This is a genomic window from Roseateles sp. P5_E11, assembly GCF_054049355.1.
This window is the reverse complement of the sequence record NZ_JBFUMO010000045.1, coordinates 1-21,286: the sequence shown is the minus strand read 5'-3', so window position 1 is coordinate 21,286 and position 21,286 is coordinate 1. Positions and strand designations below refer to the sequence as shown.

Below are 21,286 nucleotides of genomic sequence, written 5' to 3'. Positions count from 1 at the left end.
GGCCAGCAGTGTGAAGGTCGCGCCGGCCGCATACAGCTCGTCGGTCGTCGCATGCATGTCGCTCATCATGTAGGCGACGAGGCTGCCGGCAGCATAAAAGTAGAACAGCGCTTCCAGCGCGGCGGACCAAGGCTGCAGCCAGTGCATTTCCCACACCGCCTGCAGTACCAGCATGGCGATGGCCGGCAAGGCCAGGCAGACGCTCAGCCACGTCAGGCCCGGCGTGCGGCGCACCATGCCAGTCGTGAAGATCAGCACCGTGATGCCGAAGGCGCTCAAGGCGATGGGGCCGGCACGCGTCGATTCGAGGATCGGGTAGAGCAGCAGGCCCACCAGCTGCACGATCAGCAAAATGGCCGACGGGTGGCGGCGCGTAAGGGCGAGAAGTCTTCGGTGGGGCACTTGCATGCCGGGATTCTGTGCCGTACGGCTTCGCGCCAGGCGCGAATCAGGGGCGCGCCTCGCTCGACTGCCGCTGACGCAAACCGGCGCGCTTCCTTCGGCGGATCTCAGAAAGGCGTCGGGCTTCGCGATCCGAGATCGATTGAAGTCGCCATTCGCACAGGCCTGTTCAGCCGCGCCGACGAAGCACCAGCGCCAGCAGGCCGCCACCCAGCAGCAGCGCCACCGAGGGCTCGGGAACCGGCGCATAGGGCACGTTCCAGTCGATGCCGCTCTGGCTGCTCAGCGTGTAGCCGATGGCACTGCCGGCCACCGTGACGCCGCTGACGCCTTGCCATGTCAGCGTGCTGGCGAAGTCGCTGGCGGCCTCGCTGAACCAGTTCGGCCCGGCGCCGGCCGTGCCAGCAGACGCTCGCGAGAAGACACCCAACTCGAACGGCGTGCCCAGCTTGACCGTGACGCTGAAGTTGACGTCCTGGTCAATCACCTGGTGAAACGGAAAGCCGCCCTGCCCCTGGCCTTGGGCGCGAAAGCTCTGCCCGCCAACCGGCGCGTTGTTGAGCCAGACCTGGCTGCCGATCCGGGTGTAGCTGTTGCCGATGGGCAGGCCATCGAGCAYGCCGTCGAGATGGACGCTGAAGCTCACCACGGCGTTCTGGCCGACCTGGGCCGGGTTGGCCGGCATCAGCGTCCACGTGTCGGTCCATCCTGCCGTGCTTTCGGCCGCTGCGAAGCCGGCGCTGGCATTGGCGCGGAAATGTGCGTACATCCCGACCGAGCCGTAGGTAGCGCTGCCATGCGAGTCCGCCTGAATGGAAGGCGTTGCCTGGTTGTAGGTGCCGCTGGTCGCCAGTTGCTGTCCCGGCGTGGTGGTCGAGGCCGCGTTGCAGTTGGACAGGCCCGGCCGCCAGTCGAACAGATTGCCTTCGGTCGGGAAGGCGCCAGTGGCCAGGCCGGCGCAACTCGATACGAGAGCGCCCGTGGCGCCGAGATTCTGTTGGCTCAATTCGGCCGCGAAGGTGGGCAAGCTTGCCAGCGCGAGGGGCAGCACTTTGAGGCAGAGGCGCATGTCGGGCTCCTTGTTTGGTGGCCGAAGGCTATGCGTCTACCCAGGCGCCGTCAGTCCCTAAATCCGGCTGATCCCTGGCGTGCTGGAAATACGTCTGCACACCGAAGGTGTCGTGTTCGGGGGCCGCCGAAATGTTGGTGTTTGCGGTGTCTTGCCAGCGAACGGGCTGGGACCCCGGCTTTCGGCTTTTCCGCGGGCGCTTTGGTCGACCTGCAGTCCTGCTCCTTACAGCAGCACCCCCATCCGGGTGGTCGCTATGAACCTAGGGAGTAATGCCTGCGGCCTGGCGGCGACTGCAGCACGCGGGGTGTCGCCCCGCGTGCCAACCAACAGGAGATCTCTCGAATGAACAACGCACATCACACCGCCCCTGCCCCCCACCGCACAGCCATCACGCCCCATCGGCTGGGCGCCCTCGGAGTGGCGCTTGCTGCTGCCCTCTTGCTTCCTCAAGGGGCCGCCGCACAAGCACCGGCATACCAGATAACGTTCAAGAACCTGACGAGCAATGCCGCGGCGACGGGGGCGGCGACGGCACAGACCGGCCAGCGGCTTTCGCCACCGGTGTTCATCACGCACAGCGACGCCTATACGGCCTTCACCGTCGGCCAGGCCGCACCGGAGACGATCTGGCGCATTGCAGAAGGCGGCAATCGCAGCTTCCTGCTCGACGAAGCCAACGCCCTTGTCGGCACGAGCGTGCTCAGCGTTGCGGCGCCGCTGTCTGCACCTTTGCCTCAACAGGACTCCGTGACGGTCATGGTGAATGCCAATGCCTCCCACCACCTGCTGTCGTTTGCCAGCATGCTGGGCTGGACGAATGACGGCTTCATCGGCGTCAGTGGCCTGGACCTGTCGACCATCACCGGCACCGTCACGATCAACCTGTACGGCTACGACGCGGGTTCGGAGAAGAACAACGAGGCCAACGGCTTTCTCGGCGCACTCGGGCTGGGCAACGCCCGCGATCCCGAAGGCGGTTTGATCACCACCCACCTGGGCATCCGCGGCGACGCGAACGCGCCAGCGGCCTGGAACTGGCTGCCCGGCCCCGCAGCCAGCCTGACCATCAGCGCTGTGCCCGAGCCGACCACCTGGGCTCTGCTGGCGGGCGGACTGCCGCTGCTTCACCTGCTGCGCAAGCGTGCAGGCGCCGGGAACGCGCACAAGGTCTGAGCGAAGTTGGGTAGAGGATGTGAAGGCAGCGGCGGGGCCGGCAGCAGCATGTCCACGCCAGCGCGGATGCCGCCTGCTTGGTGGTGTAGGTAGCGCCGGCACGGTCGGTTGATGCGCATGTTCAAGCGGCTTCATTAGTACGTTGCCAGCTTCCCCCCAACAAGAGGGCTTGCCACGAGGCAACCACGAACCTAGCCTCGCCAATCGGACGGATGCAGTGACTGACTGATCTTGTCGCGAGGGCTACTGGACAGGCACTTCTCGCCAACTGCCCAGGCCGGCGAGGTTGCGGCCGGAAAGAGTGGTTGCTCCGAGACGGCCTGCGCCTCCAACCCAAATGCGGTTAATTCGGAGTGTTCATGAAGATCACAAGACTTGGCGCAGCCTTCGTATTGGCGGGATTGGCTACGCTTTCGCAAGCGGGTGTCCTCCTGAGCGAGGGCTTCGACGACGTGGCGACCCTGGCCGGCAAGGGCTGGGTCCTGGCCAACGTCAGTTCACCCAGCTCCGGCACCGACTGGTTCCAGGGCGACAACACCACGGCGTTTACCGCGCAGGCGGGCGCTGCCAACGCTTACATCGCTTCCAACTACCTGGCCGCTCCTCCCGGCGGGTTCATCGACAACTTCCTGATCACACCGTACTTCTCCCTGGAGTCCGATGTGACCCTGACGTTCTATGCCCGCGGCGACGGTTCCGCGGGTGCGGGCTTCTCCGACACCTTTGCCGTGCTGGCCGGCGCCACCGCCCCGGGTGGCAGTGAAGTCGTCACCGAGAGACTGTCGCCGACGGTGGCAATGGTTGATGACTGGACCGCGTACACCGTGATGCTGCCCGGGTTGGGCGCGGGCGCGATAGGCCGCTTCGCCTTTGAGTACTTCGGCGACGCCGACACATCCAACTACATCGGCATCGACACCGTGATGGTGGCCGCGGCCGAATCAAATGCCGCGCCCGAACCCCAGACCCTTGCGCTGGTGGCACTGGGCTTGGCTGCATTGGTGCAGGCGCGCCGCAGGTCGGTCTGACACGAGAGGATGATCACCATGGCTGAAATCAAGTTCAAGGCTGCGGGTCTGATTGCCGTCATGTCGGTGCTCGTCGGGTCGGCCCCGGTATTTGCGGCCGATGCGGTGGGAATGCGCATCGTGCGCGACCCGGTGACGGGCCAGCTGCGCCCGCCCACGGCCGACGAAGCGAAGGCGATGGACGAGGCCGCCGCCAAGGCTCGCGCTGATGCGGCCGCTGCCGCACCGGGAACCAATCCCGACACCCGTGATCCGGTGGAAATCCGTACGACCAACGGCGTGCGCTACCGCGTCAACGATGCCTTCTTGTCATATTCGGTGGTCACCCGCAAGGCGGACGGTTCGCTGGACATGCAGTGCGTGACCGGGAAGGAAACCGCAGAGAAGCTCGTCCGCGACCCCAAGGCCGCCGTCTCCACCGTTGATCAATCTCGCGGGAAGCACAGCCATGAAGAAAAGTGAGTTCCTGGGCGCACTGGCGGGCGTCCTGCTGGCCGCCTCTGTCCTGCAGGCGCAGGCCGCAGCCACCATCGTCATCCAGAACTTGAACGCCGCGGGCGAAGGGTTCAACGACCCGACGCCTGCAGCTCCCGTGGGTGGCAACGCCGGCACGACACTCGGCCAGCAGCGCCTGATTGCCTTCCAGACCGCGGCCAACATTTGGGGTGCGACGCTCACCAGCTCGCAGACCATCGTCATCCGTGCCAGCTTCGAGCCGCTGACCTGCACTGCAACCTCCGCCGTTCTGGGCAGCGCCGGCGCATGGAACATATGGCGTGACTTTGCGGGCGCGGCCAAGGTCAACACCTGGTATCCCCAGGCGCTCGCCAACAAGCTTGCCGGCGTGAACCTGAGCGCTGGCGACCCGGTCGATGGCCAGGACATCCGCGCGCGCTTCAACTCGCGCCTCGGCTTGTTTGCAGATTGCCTGCCAGGCTCGCCCTTCTACCTCGGACTCGACAACAACCACGGTCCGAACGTCGACCTCGTCACCGTGCTGCTGCACGAGTTCGCTCATGGCCTGGGCTTCCAGACCTTCACCAGCGGCAGCAGCGGTGCACAGTTCGACAACCGTCCGTCGATCTGGGATCACTACATCTACGACGACACGGCCAAGCTGCTGTGGGTGGACATGACCAACTCGCAACGTGCGGAGTCGGCGTTGAACACCGGCAAGCTGACCTGGAGCGGAGCCGGGGTGCTGACCAGCCTGCCCACGGTGCTGAGCCTGGGCACGCCCTCGCTCACGATTGGCGGGCCCGCGRCCGGTTCCGCGGCGGGGCCGTACAACATCAGCACGGCCTCCTTCGGCGCGCCGCTGTCGTCGTCCGCCGTGACCAGCACGCTGATGCCGGTGGTTGATACCGGCACCTCGACGGGTCTGGCCTGCAACCCATTGAGCGCCGCCAACGCGCTGGCCGTGAATGGCCGCATCGCCTTGGTGGACCGCGGCACCTGCACCTTCGCCATCAAGGCCAAGAACGTGCAGAACGCGGGCGCCATCGGTGCGATCGTCGTGAACAACGTCGCAGGAAGCGCGCCCGCCCTGGGCGGTGCCGACCCGACAGTGACGATCCCAGTGATCAGCGTGTCCCTGGCCGACGGGAATCTATTGAAGACCGCGCTGTCCAAGCGGACGCGCACTTCCTCGGGCGTCACCGCGCTGATGAGCGTGAATGCCTCGCAGTACGCCGGTGCCGACATTTTCGGCCGAGCCCGCCTGTTCGCGCCGAATCCGTTCCAGAGCGGGTCGTCGGTATCGCACTTCGACACCATCGCCTTCCCGAACCTGCTGATGGAGCCGGCAATCAACGGCGATCTGCTGCACGCAGTCACTCTGCCCCAGGACCTGACCTTCGCGTTGCTGAAGGACATCGGCTGGTAGGCCGCACTTCACTGGGACCGACTCAGGGGCGCGGAGAAATCCGAACTCACACGCACGGCAGCGCCGCGCCTTCCCGTCGCGCTTCACCGAAGGCCTGCCGTGGGCCCACCTGGACATCGCCGGCACGGCCTCCGGCAGCGCCGCCGACCGCGTCGCCGCGGACTTTGAGCTGATGGCGGACGACACCATCACCGTGCGCGCCATCAAGCCCAATGCGCTGCGCTTGCGCGGGCAGTTGAAGTCGCCCCACGCTGCGCCGCTGTCGGTGGAAGAAATGGACGCCGGCATCGCCGCACAGCTGCGAGGCAAGCACACCAAGGCCAAACGGTGATCGGGCTCGACACCAAGGTGCTGTTGCGCCTGTGGCTGAACGATGACACGGCACAGGCGCCACGCGTCGAGGCCCTGCTGAGTGAACACGGTCAAGGGATAGGCTCACTGCTCGTGACCGATGTGGTGCTGGCCGAGGCGCTGTGGGTTCTGGCGTCGGCCTATGAGCAGAACAAGGTCGCCCAGCTTGCGGCCGTGCACAGCCTGTTGGACGAGCCCGCGTTTTGCTTCGAGGACCGCGATGCGGTCGCGGTGGCGGCCGACCTGTTCGCGAAAGCGTCGTGCGGGTTCTCGGACTGCCTGATTGCGGCCCAGCACCAGCAGCTGGGCTGCGAATTCACGGCAACGTTCGACCGGCGGATGGCGAAGTTGCCAGAGGTGCGGGTTATTTGAAGCGGGTGGCGGCGAACAAAACGCCGGGTCCTGCACTCCTGAATAGTGCGTTGTCGGTACAGAGGGTCGGTGTGGTTGCCGAGAACTTTGGGGGGATTGAGATTTAAGACTTGACCCCGGCTTCCTTCATCGGACGGGGTGTGAGGACGATTGCGGCGCGGTAAGCGCCGTCTCACCGGAGGGCCGGCTGCTAGGCTTTCGACTGGAGACCAGCCGCGGCGTCCGCATCACAACAGCAGMATCCGGCTGTGTTTGGTGTACCGGGTGATAGGGCGCGAAGCAAGAAGCCGCCGTGCGGTTTACGATTGGTTCGATGGACCAAGCTGAGTTCGAACGGTACGTTCGCACTGGGGAGCGCAACAAACTAGTTCTGGAGCTGATGCACAACTGGTGCGCCCACGCTCGCGTGCGCAACCATGGCGGAACTGGACTCATCGCTGTTCAGACGGGGCTGCCGCTCGGCATGTTTGGCATGGAATGCGACTTCGCACCAGCCGGAGGAATAGCGGGTTGGTATCTCGAGGAGGGAGTGCTTGACTTCCACGACCGAAATTGCGCTCACTGCGACAAACGCAAGCCGGTTGGATTTCCGAACCTGAGCCAGCTGGTTGACGAGCGCGACAAGGATTTGGCGCGTCACCTGGAAGCAAGGGAACGGGCACAAGCGGAAGCGGCTGCGGCACGAGATGCCCGTCGCCAGCGTCGAGACGCGCTTCGGGTCGGTCAGAGTGCTGCGACTTGCGCGCTACTGGATGACCTGGAGAGCCTCGATGGCAATCCGTCTGAGGACACTCGGACAAAGATTGTGGAGACCGTGCGGCTGGCGCCTGAAGTTGTCACCGCGCCAATCGCCGAATACTTTTTTGAGTTGGCAGATACACACGCGGGCGGATGTCAGCGCGAGGCACTCATTGTGCTTCAGCTGGTAGCTGCCGATCCCTCGCGCCTGACCGCGACTGCGCTGAGATGCCTGGCGCGTCATGACGCCGTTGAAGCTGCAGCTCAAATCGTCATGGCAACGTCCAACCTTGTCGACGAAGCGGAACTGGAGGCGGCAGTTCCGGCTCTTGCAGTCCTGGCCAGACCTCCCCGCCTGCCGTTGGGCGATGACGGTCGTCGTTTCCAGCCTGGACCGCTAGAAGCTTGCTTCAAGGCGCGACCGGACGTCGTTGGTCGAGGTGTCCAACGTCTGCTGGACTCTCGGCGTTCCTATGAGATTCGCATCGGAACGGGGGCGCTAAAAACACTCTCGCCCATCGACCCATTGCTGTTGACGAGGTCCGCCAGAACGCTCGCCGCAAAGCTGGCCCGGGCGCACCTCCTGATCGACTACGACGACTCAGATCGAGATCTAGACACCGTGTGCGGTGATGTGCGGCGTTCGCTTGCAGCCGCTCTTCTCCACGCCCCTGTCGATACCGATCTGCTGATCGCCCAGTATTTCGAAGGCGCGAATTCCGAGGGCGAGGCACGGCTTGCTGGCGTCTATGACGAGATGTTCCGGTTTTCCGTCCTGGGTAAGGCGACTTTGAGCGAGCTCGCGGTTCTCACGGTTCTGCAGAGAATCGTCAAGCTAGCAGGCGCTTCCAAGAACCTGGAGGTCTTGAACGAGATCGTTCAGATATTCAGGGGCGAGCCCGAGGAGATGTCGGCCGTTGTGAGGAAGAACCTCGACCTGGTTCTCGGTGCCGCAGCCGTTCTGGATGACCGCATCGAGGCATTCGACGAGGACCAAAAGAACCGAACGCTAGAACCCGGTGCAACGATGTTGGACGTGCTGGAAGCCGATAACTTCAGATCTGCTCTGTACTACCTCAAGGAGGCCTTTGCGTCCTCAGCCGCTAAAGCCGCCGAGGGTGACCGCGCGGCTACGGCGTCTTACGTCGACTGCTTGTCGAAGATCGATGAAAGCCGAGATGGGTTGGCCTCTACCCTCCTCAGGGAAGCGAACCACCTGATCTCGTCGCCAGAAGGGCTCAACCTGGTTTTGCCGGAGCTGTACACAGCATTGGTAGGCGCCTCGAACCTGCAGCGTGCAGCCGCCGCGGAGGCGCTCGAACACGCTGGCAATAGGCGCATAGAAGATCTGCCAGAACTTGTCCTCGAGGCGTTTGTCTTGCTGTTGAGAGATCCCTATGTGATCGTTCACAAGGCTGCGGTTAGAGCTCTGAACAACATTCCCCTCCCGCCCAGACTGGAAGGTTCCGCGAATCTGGCTCTTTTCCAGCTCATCCAGGTCTATAGCACTGAGAAGGATGGAAGGGATTTTCTTACCCGATGCATGGAGCTGTATCTCCATCGATTTGCCACCGAACAGCAGCTTGGCAGGGGTCTGGCCGCATGGTTTATCAAGCTACTCAAGGACATCCCAGTCAGGTCCAACGTTCGAGACTTCAACTCGATGGCTCGCTACCTCAAAGACGACCCGAGCTACGTCGACCTGATCATCAGCGTCTTAGACGACACGGCCGTCAGTCAATATCGCGAAGAGGATGTCACCAGGCTGGCGTACCACATCCCCAATACCGAGGTGCTCAAGCGCGCGGGCGACCTTGCCCAGGTGGCCATCCGCAGACGCGACCRAATTCCCGTTGTGGGAGCGATCGTCGAAATCCTGACCCGTGCAGGGGCCTGGGATCAGGCTGTCGAGGCCATGGAAGCGTCTTGGGCTCAGTTGCAAGACACGGTTCAGATGCGACCACGAAAGTGGTCTCTCAGGAAGCAAGTCGTCGCCGTGCAGTTCGAAGCTGCCGTCGCCAGCGGTAACGTGGCGCTGCAGATCGCCTTAAAGGCCCAATGGGAGAGCCTTGACGAGGCTCTCCGGGAAGACAAAGAGCTCTATGCGCAAAGACGCAATCCTCTCCAGAGTTTTCTTCGCACGCATACAAGCCGTTGACTCGCTTCGCAGGCTGAGCACCGGGGAAGTCGTCGATGGGGACACGCTCCGTCAGATCAGTGCAGACCTCGACAGCGCATCGCTCCAGTATGGCCGCGCAGGGACCGCGACCGTCTACGGGGCGTTCGCGGGGCTTCTTCGGCTGGCGTCGACTCTTGCGGACTGGCGGCAAGGCGTGCTTGCTGCCGCTGAAGGCGCCGACCGGCTGTTGCGAAGCGCGGTCGAGCGGTACCGGCTCTGGTGCAAGGAGTTCGCTGAGAAGACGGAGGTTGCAGAGTTGCTAGAGGCGTCCGCCTCACTTCCCTCAATTGTGTCGTTGGCGGACTTCGAAGCCCTCTGCGGCAGCCTCGCGCGCGTTGCACTACCCGTCGGGGTGTTCGCCAGCGAATCCCTCAGGCTGCCGATCGCCGCAAGTCATGAAGAAACGCGCCCGCAGCCGACGGAGCTTTCTGTGGCGTTTCTGAAGTTCCAGCTAGGTGGGCAGCCGGCATCAGATATCCATCACCTAATGCCTCACGAGATGCACGACATGGAGATCGAAGTCCGCGTCTCACGGTGGCCGGACAACGCAACACACCTGAGGTTGACACCTGTGTCGGCAGAGCCGCGCAGTAGTTACGAGCTATCCGAGTTCACCTTCGCCAAGCCGGCCGGAAAGCCGCCTTACACGCTGGTGCAGAAAGGACGCGCCATCCTGCAGATCGCCCAGGGACTCAAGGCCAGGCCGTTCGAGTTCAAGTACGCCGCAGCTTTCGAGCCTGCCAGCGTCGAGCAGCCTGTGGCCATCGTTGGGCATMGCACGCTCCTGGTCGAGGGCATCGACGTGAGAGCAAACCCCATCACGGGCTTCTCGCCGATCGACGAAAAGATCCTGGTGATCCGGGACGAGCTGCGGCGACAAGGACGAGCGAACGCTCAAGAACTCTCCGACGTTCTGGAGATTCTTGCGGTGCTGGGCAACGTGGCCGGTCGCGCGATCCAGGATGCGGAGTTCCAGGGGATCTGGCTTGAGGCGCCATTCCAGGAGTACGTGCGCAAGGAACTGCGGCGTTCACCGCGCATTGGATCTGACCTGGAAGAACACCCGGCTGCGGCCGGAGGCTTTTCGGACCTGAGCCTTCACGGGATCGTCATCGAGCTCAAAGCGGTCAAGGATCGCCGCCCACAGATCGAGGACTGTCAGGGCTACGTCGAACAGACCGCCAGCTACGCCGTCGCGAAAGGGAAGCGGGTGGCGCTGCTCTGCGTGCTGGACTGCAGCCCCAAAACGACAGCACCGTTGGCCGCGGCCGATGGAATCGGTCTCCTCAAATCAGCCGCCCCCGCGGAAGTCACCGTGATTACCCTCKTTGTGCAGGGGAACATCACCAAACCAAGCCAGCTATCTCGCTGAAAACGGAGTGCAGCCGCGTCGCAGGTACGGATCAAAACAAGAAATACCTCTGCGCCATCGGCAACTCCTTCGCCGGCTCGCAGGTCAGCAGCACGCCGTCCGCCCTCACCTCGTAGGTCTGCGCGTCGATCTCCATCACGGGCAGGTAGTTGTTGAGCAGCATGTCGGCCTTCTTGACCGAGCGGCAGCCCTTCACCGGCACCAGCGTCTTGGCCAGGCCCAGCTTCTCGACGTTGCCCTGCCCGGCCTGGCTTACGAAGGTCAGCGAGCCCTGCTGAAGCGCCGCGCCGAACGAGCCGAACATCGGCCGGTAGTGCACCGGCTGCGGCGTGGGGATGGAGGCGTTGGCGTCGCCCATCGCGGCGGCGGCGATGAAGCCGCCTTTCAGGATCAGCGACGGCTTCACGCCGAAGAAGGCGGGCTTCCACAGCACGAGGTCGGCCCATTTGCCCACCTCGATAGAACCCACCTCGTGGCTGATGCCGTGGGCAAGCGCGGGGTTGATGGCGAGCTTGGCGAGGTAGCGCTTCACGCGGGCGTTGTCGTTGCCGGCACCGTCTCCAGGCAACGCACCGCGCTGCACCTTCATCTTGTGCGCGGTCTGCCAGCAGCGCAGGCTCACCTCGCCCACGCGGCCCATGGCCTGCGAGTCGGACGAGAACATGCTGATGGCGCCGAGGTCATGCAGGATGTCTTCGGCGGCGATGGTCTCGCGGCGGATGCGGCTTTCGGCAAAGGCCAGGTCCTCTGCAATGCCCGCGTCCAGGTGATGGCAGACCATCAGCATGTCGAGGTGCTCGTCCAGCGTGTTGACGGTGAACGGGCGCGTTGGGTTGGTGGAGCTGGGCAGCACGTTGGCTTCGCCCACCACGCGCATGATGTCCGGCGCATGACCGCCGCCCGCGCCTTCGGTGTGGAAGCTGTGGATGGTGCGGCCCTTGAAGGCGGCAATCGTGTCCTCGACAAAGCCGCTCTCGTTGAGCGTGTCGGTGTGGATGGCGACCTGGGTGTCGGTCAGCTCGGCCACGTTCAGGCAGTTGTCGATGGCGRCGGGCGTGGTGCCCCAGTCCTCGTGCAGCTTCAGGCCGATGGCGCCGGCGTCGATCTGCTGCATCAGCGCCTCGGGGCGGCTGGCATTGCCCTTTCCCATGAAGCCGAGGTTCATCGGGAACGCTTCGGCCGCCTTCAGCATCGTGGCGATGTGATGCGGCCCGGGCGTGCAGGTGGTGGCCAGCGTGCCGGTGGCGGGGCCRGTGCCGCCGCCGATCATGGTGGTCACGCCGCTCATCAGCGCCTCTTCGATCTGCTGCGGACAGATGAAGTGGATGTGGGTGTCGATGGCACCGGGCGTGACGATGAAGCCCTCGCCGGCGATGATTTCGGTACCGGGGCCGATGACGATGTCCACGCCGGGTTGCACGTCGGGGTTGCCAGCCTTGCCGATGGCCGCGATACGGCAGCCGCGCAGGCCGATGTCGGCCTTGACGATGCCCCAGTGGTCGAGGATGACGACGTTGGTGATGACGGTGTCGACCGCGTCACCCGGGCCCGGGCCGTTGACGCGCTGGGACTGGCCCATGCCGTCGCGCACGGTCTTGCCGCCGCCGAACTTGACCTCTTCACCGTAGCCACCGGCACGCAACGTCAGGTCCTGCTCGATCTCGATGATGAGGGCGGTGTCGGCCAGGCGCAGCTTGTCGCCGACGGTGGGGCCGAGCATCTCGGCGTAAGCCCTGCGGGAAATCTTCATAGCTTGCCCTGCACGAGGCCACGGAAGCCGTAGACCGTCCGGTCACCGGCCAGGTCGACCAGCTCGACGGTGCGCGACTGCCCGGGCTCGAAACGCACGGCCGTGCCGCTGCAGATGTTCAGGCGCATGCCGCGTGCGGCCTCGCGGTCGAAGCCTAGCGCCGCGTTGGTTTCGGCGAAGTGGTAGTGGGAGCCAACCTGGATGGGCCGCTCGCCAGTGTTGGCAACCTTCAGCGTCAGCGTGCGGCGGCCCGGGTTGAGTTCGTGTTCGCCGTCGGCGGTGATCAGTTCGCCCGGCACCATCACTTGCGGCCCTTGGCGAACCACCAGATCGCGAAGCCGGCCGCGGCGACGAGGGCCGTCATGCCGACGCCATCCCAACCGTGCAGGTGGACACCCGGTGCGCCGTGACCGTCGTGGGCCAGGGCGGTAGCGCCGATCAACGGCAGCAGCAAAATCATTTTGCGCATGGGAAGGGCTCAGGCAATGGGTTGATGAACGGTCACGAGCTTGGTGCCGTCGGGAAAGGTGGCCTCGACCTGGATCTCCGGGATCATCTCGGCGATGCCGTCCATGACGTCGGCCCGGGTCAGGATCTCGCGGCCCTCGCTCATCAGCTGCGCGACCGTCTTGCCGTCACGCGCGCCTTCGAGGATGGCGGCGCTGATGAAGGCGACGGCCTCGGGATAGTTGAGTTTCAAGCCGCGCGCGCGGCGGCGCTCGGCGAGCAGTGCTGCAGTGAAGAGCAGCAGCTTGTCTTTCTCTCGGGGAGTGAGTTCCATCTCGCTTTGCTCGATATTTTTCAGTCAGTCCGAGCGACCGCAAAGGCCGGTCGAACACGTGGAGTTAGTTCCATCTCGCTGCGCTCGATATTTGATGTCGACCCATCGTAGCGAACACCTAGCTTGAAGCGTGCCAGAGGCAGCACTTCCCTAAGTCTGGGGATTCGGGGGCCGGAACCGAGGCTCAGGATGCTTGTCTGCACGCATTTTTTTGGAGACCGCCATGCCCATCCCGCTCAAAGGCCACGGCCTGCTCGGCACCCGCGAACAGAAGTTCACCCGCCTGCTGCCCGAGAACCACAAGCCCTTCAGCGACGCCAGCCTCGACGCGCTGGCCGCGCTGATGATCGTGCCGGACGACGAACTCAACGACGGCGCCGACGCCGAGGAGAACCTCAAGGTGCCGGCCGGCTACACCTACTTCGGCCAGTTCATCGACCATGACCTGACGCTGGACATCACCTCGTCCTTCTCCCGACCCACGGACGCCGCGTCCAACCTGCGCAACCCGGCCTTGGACCTGGACTGCGTCTACGGCGCCGGCCCACAGGACCAGCCCTATATGTACGCCGCCGACGGCGCCACGCTGCTGATCGACCCGAGCGGCAAGGACCTGATGCGCCAGCCGGCCAATGGCCGCGCCATCATTGGCGACAAGCGCAACGACGAGAACTCCATCGTCTGCCAGATCCAGCTGGCGATGATCAAGTTCCACAACGCCGTGGTCGCCAAGCTGAGCGCCAGCGGCGACACCGGCAACCTTTTCGAGCGCGCCCGCGCCGAGGTCACCTGGACCTACCAGCGCGTCGTGCTGGAGGACTACCTGCTGCGCATCGTCAACACCCACACCTACGACTTCTTCACCCAGCGCCGCGCCGCCCTCGGCGACGCCGCCTACGACCTCTACGTGCCGACGCTGCGCACCCAGCTGCCCAAGGAGTTCGTCGGTGCGGCCTACCGCTACGGGCACTCGATGGTCAGGCGCGGCTACCGGCTCAACAGCGCGACCAAAAAGCTCATCTTCGACGGCGGCGACCTCAACGAGGACAGCCTGATCGGCTTCCAGCCGCTGCCCGAGGCGCATGTCATCGACGACTGGGGCCGCTTCTTCACGCCCAGCTTTGCCATTCCCGTCAAGAACGGGCCCGAGCCGGTGGAGAACAACCCCGCCGTGCGCCTGCAGTGGGCCTACAAGATCGACCCCTCGCTGGTGGACCCGTTGGCCGCCCTGCCGCCCAGCGTGGGCAATGGCGCGTCGCTGGCTGGGCTCAACCTCAAGCGCGGCAACCTGCCCAGCTACGCCATCGCCACCGGCCAGGCCTTTGCCGCCAAGCTGCACGAGAAGCCGCTGGGCCCGGACGATCTGATGGTGCGCGAGGAAGGGCTCAACGGCTTCACCTACAAGAGTATCGAGAGCGCCGACAAGCGCTTCCTAACCGAGACGCCGCTGTGGTTCTACATCCTGGCCGAGGCGCAGAAGCCGGTGCTGGACTACTGGCGCGAGGCGGGAAAGCGCGACCTGAACGATGAAGACTACGTCACCGGCCCGTGCTCGATTTCCCAGCTCGGCCCGGTGGGCGGGCGCATCCTGATGGAGGTGTTCAACGGCATTGTCGATGCCGACCCGCGCTCCTTCCGCCATGCCGCGCCGGCGGGCTGGGTGCCGATGATCGGCAACGAGATCAGCTTCTGGAACGTGCTGAAGTTCACCGGCCTGGTTTGATCGGCGGCGCCCACTCCACCAGCACCTGATCCGCGGCTGGCTTGCGCGCCGGCCCGGTGGGGCGGCGCGCGGGCGTGCCCAGCGCAATCCATCCGACCAGCGTCTCGCCCGGCTCGCAGAAGGCCGCGGCGATGGCCGGGTTGCGCACCTTGGCGCCGCTGAGCATCTTGCCGCCAAAGCCCAGCGCATGTGCCGCCGTCAGAAAGTTGGCGATGGCGCCGCCCACGGCCGCCCATTGCTCGTGGGCCGGCACCTGCGGGTGGCCCAGGTCGATGCGGGCGACGACGGCGACCGTCATCGGCGGCTTCAACGCACGCTCGGCATCCAGGGCCGCGCCCTCCTCGTCCTTGCCGGCCGCACGGGCCGCGTCGGCAAACAGGGCGGCCATGCCTTGTTTTGCGGCGCCGCGCACCAGCTTGAACCGATAGGGCACCAACTCGGCGTGGTCGGGTGCGCGCAGCGCGGCCTGGGCCATCAGCGCAAGCTGCTCGTCGCTGGGGCCGGGCTCGACAAGATGCTTGGGGCCGACCGAATAGCGGGTCAGCAGGGCTTGCAGGGGTTCAGGATTCATCGCGTGAGGCTTTTGCGGGCGACCCAGGACAGCGCGTCCACGAGGCCGACCAGCGCAATCATGCCGGCCAGCACCGTGCACGTCTCGGCCATCTGGAACAGGCCCAAGTGGTAGCTCAGCATCTGGCCCAGGCCGCCGGCGCCGACGACGCCCATCACGCTGGCCGCGCGGATGTTGTTTTCCCAGCGGTACAGCGTGTAGCTGACCAGCTGCGGCAGCGTTTGCGGCAACGTGGCGAACAGCCACACGCGGCCCTCACCCAGGCCGCGCTGGCGCAGCGCCAGTGCACCGGCCGCTGGCGCGTTCTCGAAGCTCTCGGCAAACAGCCGCCCCAGCACGCCGCTGGTGTGCAGGGCCAGCGCCAGCGTGCCGGGCAAGGGGCCCAGGCCGGCGAGGATGAGCAGCTGCGTGGCCCAGACCAGTTCGGGCACGCTGCGTAGCAGGTTCAGCACCATGCGCGCCACCGCCCGGCCCACGCCCTGCCCGGAGGCCGGCAGCGCCAGCAGCAGGCCGCCAACGACCGCCAGTGCTGTACCGAGAGCCGACATGGCCAAGGTCTCCAGCAGCGCCCAGCCGGTCTTGGCCAGGAATGCCGGCGCGAGCTGCGGTGGGAAGAAGCTCATCCCGAAACGGCCCATGCTGGCCAGCGCATCCGCGCCGAGGAAGGCGGACCACTGCAGGTTCAGCGACCAGAAGCTGGCGACGACCAATGCCGCCAGGCCGGCGAGCACAGCCCAGGTCGACGCTCGCACGGGTTCGCGCTTCATGCCAGGCGCCCGCGCAGCCAGCGGCTGAAGGCGTCGCTCAGCATGACCAGGCCGATGAAGACCAGCAGGATGGCACTGACCTCGTTGCCGGCGAACATCTTGGACGCGTTGTCCAGCTGCTGGCCCAGCCCACCCGCACCGACAAAACCCAGCACGACCGAGGAGCGCACCGCGCATTCCCAGCGATAGACCGTGTAGCTCAGCAGCTCGGGCAGGCAGCTCGGCAGCGCGCCGAAGCACAGCGCCTGCCAGCGCGTGGCGCCGGCGCTCAGCAGGGCGTGCGTGGGCGCGGCATCGGCGCTTTCAAGGATCTCCGCATACACCTTTCCCAGCATGCCGCCGTAGGCGATGGCGATGGCCAGCACGCCGGCCGTGGCGCCCAGGCCCACGACGCGCACGAACACCAGCGCCCAGATCAGCTCGGGAATGGAGCGCAGCGCCACCAGCAGCGCCCGCACCGCGCGGCGCAGCCAACGTGCCGGGCCGGGGCGGCCCTCCAGCGTGCTGGCGGACAAGCGCGCCGTGGCCAGCAGCGACAGCGGCACGGCCAGCACCAGCGCCAGCGTCAGGCCCGCGGTCGCGATGGCCACCGTGCGCCAGGTGTCCTGTGCCAGCATCTGCAGGAACTCGGCGTCGCTGCGCATGTGGATGAACTGCGCGAGATAGCGCCCGGTGGCGCGCAGGCCGCGCTCGTCCAGCAGCGTCCAGGGCTTGAACTCGGACAGCACCAGCAGCGGCCACAGCAGCACCAGGCCGATCAGCAGGGCCAACCAGCGGCGGTTCAGCGCCGGGTCGCGCAGGGCGGGATTCATCAACGGCACATCGCCTGCGGCAGAGGCACCGGCTGCGGCAGCGGCGCGATCTCGGGCGGCGGCTCCAGCTGGCTGCGGTAGAGCTCGTCCAGCAGGTCGCCGCCCAGGCCCGACGGCGCACCGTCGAACACCAGCTGCCCGGCGCGCAGCGCGATCACGCGTGGAAAACGCGCCAGCGCCAGGTCCACCTGGTGCAGGCTGCAGACGAGCGCGGCGCCAGCGGCGCGGGCGCCGTCCTGCAGCGCCGCCAGGGATTGCCCGGCGCGCGTCGGGTCCAGCGCGGCCAGCGGCTCGTCGGCCAGCCAAAGCCGGGTGTCGGACACCAGCAGCCGCGCCAGGCCCACACGCTGACGCTCGCCGCCGGAGAGGCGGTCCACACGCAGCCAGAGCTTGTCGGGCAGGCCGAGCTTTTCGAGCGCGTCCTGCGCGAGGGCGGCGTCCGGCGGGCTCCACAAGGTGCGCAGTGCGCGGCCGAAGGACATGCGCGGCAGCCGCGCGGCCAGCACGGCCACGGCCACGCGCTGGCGTGGTGGCAGCGGCGGATGCTGGGGCGCCAGCGCAATGCCGGCGCGCAGCCGGCGGCGCTCGGCGCGCGCCAGCGACCAGGGCTCGCGGCCCAGCAACGTGAAGCGGCCGGCCAGCGGGCATTGCATCAGCGCGAGCAGGTTCAGCAGCGTCGTCTTGCCCGCGCCGGAGGCGCCGATGACGGCCACCTGCTCGCCGGCGGCCAGCCCGAGAGTGATGCCGCGCAGCACCGGCGTCACACCGCCCAGCGCGGCGGCGTCGACGCCATTGAGTTCAATCATTTCAACAGACCAGCGTTCTCGGCAGCGGCCTTGATGCCGACGTAGTTCTCAGGCTTGGTGGCGATGAACTTGGTCGCACGCTGCAGGCCGAGGATCTCCTTGCCCTGCGGGGTGTTCGGGTCCAGTGCCAGGAAGGCGGCCTTGATCTTGTCCTGCAGGGCCTGCGGCATGTCGGCGTGGACCGACCAGTTGTAGTCGTAGTAAGGCGGCGTCGTGTAGAAGACCTTGACCTCGTTCGGGTCGACCTTCTTGTCGGCCACGAACTTCTCCCAGACCGAGATGTTCAGCGCACCGGCATCCACCTTGCCGCTGGCGACGGCGGCGATGGTCGCGTCATGCGCGCCGCTGAAGGCCACGCGCTTCAGGTCCACATCGGGGTTGATCTTGGCGGCCAGCAGGAAGCTGCGCGGCATCAGGTGGCCCGAGGTGCTGCTCTGCGAGCCGAAGCTCAGCGTCTTGCCCTTGAGGTCTTCCAGCTTGGCGATGCCGCTGGCCTTGTCGGTGATGAAGACGGAGCGGAACTTCTCGTCCTCCTCGCGCTGCACCAGCGGGACGATCTTGCCGCCTGAGCGCACATTGGCCTGAACAAAGGTGAAGCCGCCAAACCAGGCCAGGTCGATCTTCTTGTTGACCACCGTCTCGACGGCGGCGGCGTAGTCGGTCACCGGCGTCCACTCGACCTTCATGCCGAGCTTGCTCTCCAGGTACTGGCCCAGCGGCGCGAACTTGCGCGCCAGTTCGGTGGGMGATTCGTCGGGGATGGCGGTCACGCGCAGCACCTGCTGGGCCTGGGCCGCGGCGCCGGTGAGCGCCAGCACGGCAACCAGGCCACGCGCCACACGGGCGACGGAACGGGGGAAGGCGGTCATCAGGGTTCTCCAGTCGTGGAAAGCAAGGGGTCAGAAAACGAGCGTGGCCCAGGCGGGGTCGGCCGCGCGAAGGGCGTATTGGACCGCACCGCCGTGATGACGACCGGCGGGGATCAGATCGGCCAGCGTCAGGCCCTGCGCCGCGAGGGCGTCGGAGCAGGCGAAGAAGCGCACGCCATGGTCCAGCGCGTCCTTCATCCAGCCGGCAATGGTCTTGTCGAAACGATCTGAGGCGCGCAGCTGTTCGGCCACGCCGGGCTTGAGCAGCAGCACGGCCCGCGCTGAAAAGTAAACCTCGACCTGCAGCTCCAACGCGGCCGCTGCGGCGGCATGGGCGAAGGGGGTGGCCAGGCGCACCGGGTCGTCGGGATCGGCCGCCCAGAGCAGGATGGCGAGGCCGGTTCGGGACTTCAGCTCAGCTGGTTCAGCCATGCCCACTCCTGCATCGCCTTGCGGATCGCGTCCTCGCCGATGGTCAGTTGCGCCTTTTCCGCTTCCAGATTCGACGGTGCCAGCTCCACCAGCCAGCCAGCGTCATACGGCGATTGATGCACCAGCTCCGGCCGCTCTTCCAGCGCCTCGTTGACCTTGACGACCCGGCCCGACAGCGGTGACTTCACCGACACGATGGACTTGGCCAGCTCCACGACGCCGATGGAGCGGCCCTGCTCGACCTCGCTGCCGACCGGCTTGGGGCGGCACATGTAGATGTCGCCCGAGGCCTTGAGGCCCAGGGCTGTGATGCCGATGCGGACATGGCCGTCGGGCAGCGGTTCGGCCCAGGTCTGGTCGTCGACCCAGTACCAGAGCGCCTCGGGCATTTCGGTGCCGGCGATCAGCATGGACGGGCCCGATGGCGGAGGGGCGAGGGAGTCGAACCCTCCCAGCGGCGCGTGGCGCCACCCACCGGGTTTGAAGCCCGGCCGACACACCGGTGTCGTTGCCCCTCCAGATTCATGCCGCCTGCTCCGCAAACAGGGCGCTGTCCGCCCGGAGCCGATGTTCGTCGCCCACGCGGCGCAGCAGGCCGACGCGGTCGAAATGTTCCAGATGCTGGATGGCCCGCTTGCGGCCCAGGCCGGTCGCGTCGCGGAAAGCCGCGGCGGTGACCGTGCCCTGCTCGGCGCCGATGAGGCGCGCGATACCGGCGAGCCGTGTCATCGTCGCCGTGTCGCAGTAGAGGTCCTTCACCACCTGGTRCAGCTCGCCTTGCCGGGCCAGCCGCGCCAGCGTGGAGCGCATCAGCGGCTCGGGCTCGGCGCAGTCCTTGGCGAGGTCGCGGGCCCAGGCGCCTTCCGCACCCGCAGCGGCCAGCCGGGGCGCGATCTTCTCGGCGATGCGCTGCTCGGCGGCCGACAGCTGCACGCCGTGCTCGGGCAGGTGCATGCAGCCGCCGCGCTGGGCGATGTGACCCGCGGCGCGCAGCTCAGCCAGCAGCTGGCGCCACAAGCCCTCGGCGATGCGGGGCGCGACGAGGCGGCGCAGCCGGGCGGCATCGGGGCCGAGTTCGTCAGGCGACTTCGCATGAAAGTCGGCCAGCGTGGTGAGCAGCTTGGTCGTCAGCGCCGCACGGGCCTCGGTGTCCAGGGCCCAGCCGTCCAACGCTTCGGCCAGACCTTCTGCCTGCGCAAAGCGGGCCAGGTCGAGCCCCAGCGACGACAGCGCCATCAGCCGCTCGCGACGTTGCTCGGCGGTGGGCAGCTCGCAGGCCGCGAGTTCGGCAAGCCGCTCGGGGGTACGGCGATAGCGCGCAGGCGCAAAGGGATCGAGCACGATGCCGCCGGCGATGGTGCGGCTGGCGCCGGCATCGCGCAGCACGAGGCGATCGCCGCGCCAGGCTCCGACGGGCGCGTGGCAGACGAGCTGCACGCGGGCCGTGCCGCCCGGCTCGATGGCGTCGCCGTCCAGCACAGCCACACTGGCCATGACGGCTTGGGCGCCGAGGTGCAGGTGAACACGCGTGCCCGAGCGCAGCGGCCTGGCCTCGCCGGGCCATAGCGTGAGCCGCGCATCGAGCCGTTCGGTCGCTAGCGCCACGGCCGGCGCGGTCAGCCACTGGCCGCGCGGCGCCTGCTCCCTGGTCAGGCCGGCAAGCGCGACGGCGCAGCGCTGGCCGGCCTGGGCTCGCTCGACAGCTCGGTTCTGCGCATGCAGGCTGCGCACGCGGGCGCGGCGACCTTGAATGACGAGCTCATCGCCGACGGCGATCTCGCCGGCATGCAGCGTGCCGGTGACGACGGTACCGACGCCGTCGAGGCTGAAGGCGCGGTCGACTGCGAGGCGGGCGGCGAGGTGCTGGGAGGCGCGGGCCGGCAGCTGGCGGGCGGCGTCGAACAGCAGGTCGCGCAGTTCACCTAGGCCATCGCTGGTGGGCGCCGACACGACCAGGATGGGCGCGGCATCCAGGCTCGTTCCGACGAGGAGCGCCCTCACCTCTTCTTGCAGTGCGACGACGCGCGCGGGCTCGGCGCGATCGGCCTTGGTGATGACAACGGCGCCGCGTGTGAGCCCCAGCAGGCTGAGCACCGCCAGGTGTTCGCGCGTCTGCGGCATGACGCCGTCGTCGGCCGCAACCAGCAGCAATGCGAAGTCGATGCCGCTGGCACCGGCCAGCATGGTGTGCACCAGCTTCTCG

At 66.5% G+C, this 21,286-nt stretch carries 22 protein-coding genes, 1 tRNA gene and 1 pseudogene; 9 read left to right on the top strand and 15 right to left on the bottom strand.

What is annotated here, in order from left to right:
• Together ACXJKR_RS05920 and ACXJKR_RS05915 are read right to left on the bottom strand one after the other, a co-directional pair.
• Positions 1-408 (bottom strand): annotated as a pseudogene (locus ACXJKR_RS05920) (two pore domain potassium channel family protein); the annotation flags it as partial.
• A 163-nt stretch (positions 409-571) separates the two neighbouring features.
• Positions 572-1,471 (bottom strand): PEP-CTERM sorting domain-containing protein, encoded by a 900-nt coding sequence (locus ACXJKR_RS05915; protein ID WP_457321540.1) that lies wholly within the window; start codon positions 1,469-1,471, stop codon positions 572-574.
• A gap of 345 nt (positions 1,472-1,816) precedes the next feature.
• Between ACXJKR_RS05915 and ACXJKR_RS05910 the strand changes: the two genes are divergently transcribed.
• From ACXJKR_RS05910 to ACXJKR_RS05875, 8 genes are all read left to right on the top strand, one after another.
• Entirely contained in the window at positions 1,817-2,647 is an 831-nt protein-coding gene (locus ACXJKR_RS05910; RefSeq protein ID WP_457321538.1) for a spondin domain-containing protein, read from the top strand.
• 359 nt (positions 2,648-3,006) lie between these two features.
• Complete coding sequence (locus ACXJKR_RS05905) at positions 3,007-3,675, top strand: choice-of-anchor J domain-containing protein (protein WP_457321537.1); 669 nt, start codon at positions 3,007-3,009, stop codon at positions 3,673-3,675.
• A gap of 18 nt (positions 3,676-3,693) precedes the next feature.
• Positions 3,694-4,137, top strand: a complete 444-nt coding sequence (locus ACXJKR_RS05900) for a post-PEP-CTERM-1 domain-containing protein (RefSeq protein ID WP_457321535.1) — start codon at positions 3,694-3,696, stop codon at positions 4,135-4,137.
• On the top strand, positions 4,124-5,560 hold the full coding sequence (locus tag ACXJKR_RS05895) for a PA domain-containing protein (RefSeq protein ID WP_457321533.1): 1,437 nt from the start codon (positions 4,124-4,126) through the stop codon (positions 5,558-5,560). The genes ACXJKR_RS05900 and ACXJKR_RS05895 overlap by 14 nt, the downstream gene beginning before the upstream one ends.
• 172 nt (positions 5,561-5,732) lie before the next feature.
• Positions 5,733-5,891, top strand: coding sequence for a hypothetical protein (locus tag ACXJKR_RS05890; RefSeq protein ID WP_457321531.1), 159 nt, complete (start codon positions 5,733-5,735; stop codon positions 5,889-5,891).
• Positions 5,888-6,283 (top strand): PIN domain-containing protein, encoded by a 396-nt coding sequence (locus ACXJKR_RS05885; RefSeq protein ID WP_457321529.1) that lies wholly within the window; start codon positions 5,888-5,890, stop codon positions 6,281-6,283. The genes ACXJKR_RS05890 and ACXJKR_RS05885 overlap by 4 nt, the downstream gene beginning before the upstream one ends.
• 313 nt (positions 6,284-6,596) lie before the next feature.
• A complete protein-coding gene (locus ACXJKR_RS05880) occupies positions 6,597-9,179 on the top strand; it encodes a hypothetical protein (RefSeq protein WP_457321528.1) in 2,583 nt (860 codons plus the stop codon).
• Positions 9,124-10,572 carry a hypothetical protein gene (locus tag ACXJKR_RS05875; protein ID WP_457321526.1) on the top strand — a complete coding sequence of 483 codons (1,449 nt, stop codon included), beginning with the start codon at positions 9,124-9,126 and terminating at the stop codon, positions 10,570-10,572. The genes ACXJKR_RS05880 and ACXJKR_RS05875 overlap by 56 nt, the downstream gene beginning before the upstream one ends.
• Positions 10,573-10,603: 31 nt before the next feature.
• On the opposite strand, the gene ureC is transcribed toward ACXJKR_RS05875, so the two are convergent.
• Genes ureC through ACXJKR_RS05855 form a run of 4 tightly spaced genes read right to left on the bottom strand, consistent with a single transcriptional unit; the run spans position 10,604 to position 13,103 of the window.
• Entirely contained in the window at positions 10,604-12,322 is a 1,719-nt protein-coding gene (gene ureC / locus ACXJKR_RS05870) for an urease subunit alpha (RefSeq protein ID WP_457321524.1), read from the bottom strand.
• Entirely contained in the window at positions 12,319-12,624 is a 306-nt protein-coding gene (locus ACXJKR_RS05865; RefSeq protein ID WP_057300218.1) for an urease subunit beta, read from the bottom strand. Before ACXJKR_RS05865 ends, ureC begins: the two co-directional genes overlap by 4 nt.
• Positions 12,624-12,791, bottom strand: coding sequence for a hypothetical protein (locus ACXJKR_RS05860; RefSeq protein WP_200955252.1), 168 nt, complete (start codon positions 12,789-12,791; stop codon positions 12,624-12,626). Before ACXJKR_RS05860 ends, ACXJKR_RS05865 begins: the two co-directional genes overlap by 1 nt.
• A 9-nt stretch (positions 12,792-12,800) precedes the next feature.
• Complete coding sequence (locus ACXJKR_RS05855; RefSeq protein ID WP_056195107.1) at positions 12,801-13,103, bottom strand: urease subunit gamma; 303 nt, start codon at positions 13,101-13,103, stop codon at positions 12,801-12,803.
• Between the two features lie 223 nt (positions 13,104-13,326).
• Between ACXJKR_RS05855 and ACXJKR_RS05850 the strand changes: the two genes are divergently transcribed.
• On the top strand, positions 13,327-14,826 hold the full coding sequence (locus ACXJKR_RS05850; RefSeq protein WP_457321521.1) for a peroxidase family protein: 1,500 nt from the start codon (positions 13,327-13,329) through the stop codon (positions 14,824-14,826).
• On the opposite strand, the gene ACXJKR_RS05845 is transcribed toward ACXJKR_RS05850, so the two are convergent.
• The 9 genes from ACXJKR_RS05845 to selB all read right to left on the bottom strand — a co-directional run.
• Positions 14,810-15,397: a nitroreductase family protein gene (locus tag ACXJKR_RS05845; protein WP_457321519.1), complete on the bottom strand. Its 588-nt coding sequence runs from the start codon at positions 15,395-15,397 to the stop codon at positions 14,810-14,812. The genes ACXJKR_RS05850 and ACXJKR_RS05845 overlap by 17 nt on opposite strands.
• Positions 15,394-16,164 carry a PhnE/PtxC family ABC transporter permease gene (locus ACXJKR_RS05840; RefSeq protein ID WP_457321517.1) on the bottom strand — a complete coding sequence of 257 codons (771 nt, stop codon included), beginning with the start codon at positions 16,162-16,164 and terminating at the stop codon, positions 15,394-15,396. The genes ACXJKR_RS05845 and ACXJKR_RS05840 overlap by 4 nt, the downstream gene beginning before the upstream one ends.
• Complete coding sequence (gene phnE / locus ACXJKR_RS05835) at positions 16,161-16,976, bottom strand: phosphonate ABC transporter, permease protein PhnE (protein ID WP_457321515.1); 816 nt, start codon at positions 16,974-16,976, stop codon at positions 16,161-16,163. The genes ACXJKR_RS05840 and phnE overlap by 4 nt, the downstream gene beginning before the upstream one ends.
• Positions 16,976-17,782 (bottom strand): phosphonate ABC transporter ATP-binding protein, encoded by an 807-nt coding sequence (locus ACXJKR_RS05830; protein WP_457321513.1) that lies wholly within the window; start codon positions 17,780-17,782, stop codon positions 16,976-16,978. The genes phnE and ACXJKR_RS05830 overlap by 1 nt, the downstream gene beginning before the upstream one ends.
• The gene (locus ACXJKR_RS05825) at positions 17,779-18,651 is read right to left on the bottom strand and encodes a putative selenate ABC transporter substrate-binding protein (RefSeq protein WP_457321511.1); all 873 of its coding nucleotides are present in this window, start codon (positions 18,649-18,651) and stop codon (positions 17,779-17,781) included. The genes ACXJKR_RS05830 and ACXJKR_RS05825 overlap by 4 nt, the downstream gene beginning before the upstream one ends.
• 30 nt (positions 18,652-18,681) lie before the next feature.
• The gene (locus tag ACXJKR_RS05820; RefSeq protein ID WP_457321509.1) at positions 18,682-19,083 is read right to left on the bottom strand and encodes a DsrE family protein; all 402 of its coding nucleotides are present in this window, start codon (positions 19,081-19,083) and stop codon (positions 18,682-18,684) included.
• A complete protein-coding gene (locus tag ACXJKR_RS05815; protein ID WP_457321507.1) occupies positions 19,062-19,493 on the bottom strand; it encodes a glycine cleavage system protein H in 432 nt (143 codons plus the stop codon). Before ACXJKR_RS05815 ends, ACXJKR_RS05820 begins: the two co-directional genes overlap by 22 nt.
• A 12-nt stretch (positions 19,494-19,505) precedes the next feature.
• Positions 19,506-19,601 (bottom strand) — tRNA-Sec (locus ACXJKR_RS05810).
• 4 nt (positions 19,602-19,605) lie between these two features.
• On the bottom strand, positions 19,606-21,286 hold a 1,681-nt coding region (gene selB / locus ACXJKR_RS05805), incomplete at its 5' end, for a selenocysteine-specific translation elongation factor (RefSeq protein ID WP_457321505.1).

What these genes read in the sequence shown, in the direction of transcription:
- ACXJKR_RS05860 (WP_200955252.1), bottom strand. Translation starts at nt 12,791, where the DNA reads ATGCGCAAAATGATTTTGCTGCTGCCGTTGATCGGCGCTACCGCCCTG.
- phnE (WP_457321515.1), bottom strand. Translation starts at nt 16,976, where the DNA reads ATGAATCCCGCCCTGCGCGACCCGGCGCTGAACCGCCGCTGGTTGGCC.
- ACXJKR_RS05855 (WP_056195107.1), bottom strand. Translation starts at nt 13,103, where the DNA reads ATGGAACTCACTCCCCGAGAGAAAGACAAGCTGCTGCTCTTCACTGCA.
- ACXJKR_RS05905 (WP_457321537.1), top strand. Translation starts at nt 3,007, where the DNA reads ATGAAGATCACAAGACTTGGCGCAGCCTTCGTATTGGCGGGATTGGCT.
- ACXJKR_RS05890 (WP_457321531.1), top strand. Translation starts at nt 5,733, where the DNA reads ATGGCGGACGACACCATCACCGTGCGCGCCATCAAGCCCAATGCGCTG.
- ACXJKR_RS05820 (WP_457321509.1), bottom strand. Translation starts at nt 19,083, where the DNA reads ATGGCTGAACCAGCTGAGCTGAAGTCCCGAACCGGCCTCGCCATCCTG.
- ACXJKR_RS05850 (WP_457321521.1), top strand. Translation starts at nt 13,327, where the DNA reads ATGCCCATCCCGCTCAAAGGCCACGGCCTGCTCGGCACCCGCGAACAG.
- ACXJKR_RS05830 (WP_457321513.1), bottom strand. Translation starts at nt 17,782, where the DNA reads ATGATTGAACTCAATGGCGTCGACGCCGCCGCGCTGGGCGGTGTGACG.
- ACXJKR_RS05815 (WP_457321507.1), bottom strand. Translation starts at nt 19,493, where the DNA reads ATGCTGATCGCCGGCACCGAAATGCCCGAGGCGCTCTGGTACTGGGTC.
- ACXJKR_RS05910 (WP_457321538.1), top strand. Translation starts at nt 1,817, where the DNA reads ATGAACAACGCACATCACACCGCCCCTGCCCCCCACCGCACAGCCATC.
- ACXJKR_RS05865 (WP_057300218.1), bottom strand. Translation starts at nt 12,624, where the DNA reads ATGGTGCCGGGCGAACTGATCACCGCCGACGGCGAACACGAACTCAAC.
- ACXJKR_RS05845 (WP_457321519.1), bottom strand. Translation starts at nt 15,397, where the DNA reads ATGAATCCTGAACCCCTGCAAGCCCTGCTGACCCGCTATTCGGTCGGC.
- ACXJKR_RS05900 (WP_457321535.1), top strand. Translation starts at nt 3,694, where the DNA reads ATGGCTGAAATCAAGTTCAAGGCTGCGGGTCTGATTGCCGTCATGTCG.
- ACXJKR_RS05840 (WP_457321517.1), bottom strand. Translation starts at nt 16,164, where the DNA reads ATGAAGCGCGAACCCGTGCGAGCGTCGACCTGGGCTGTGCTCGCCGGC.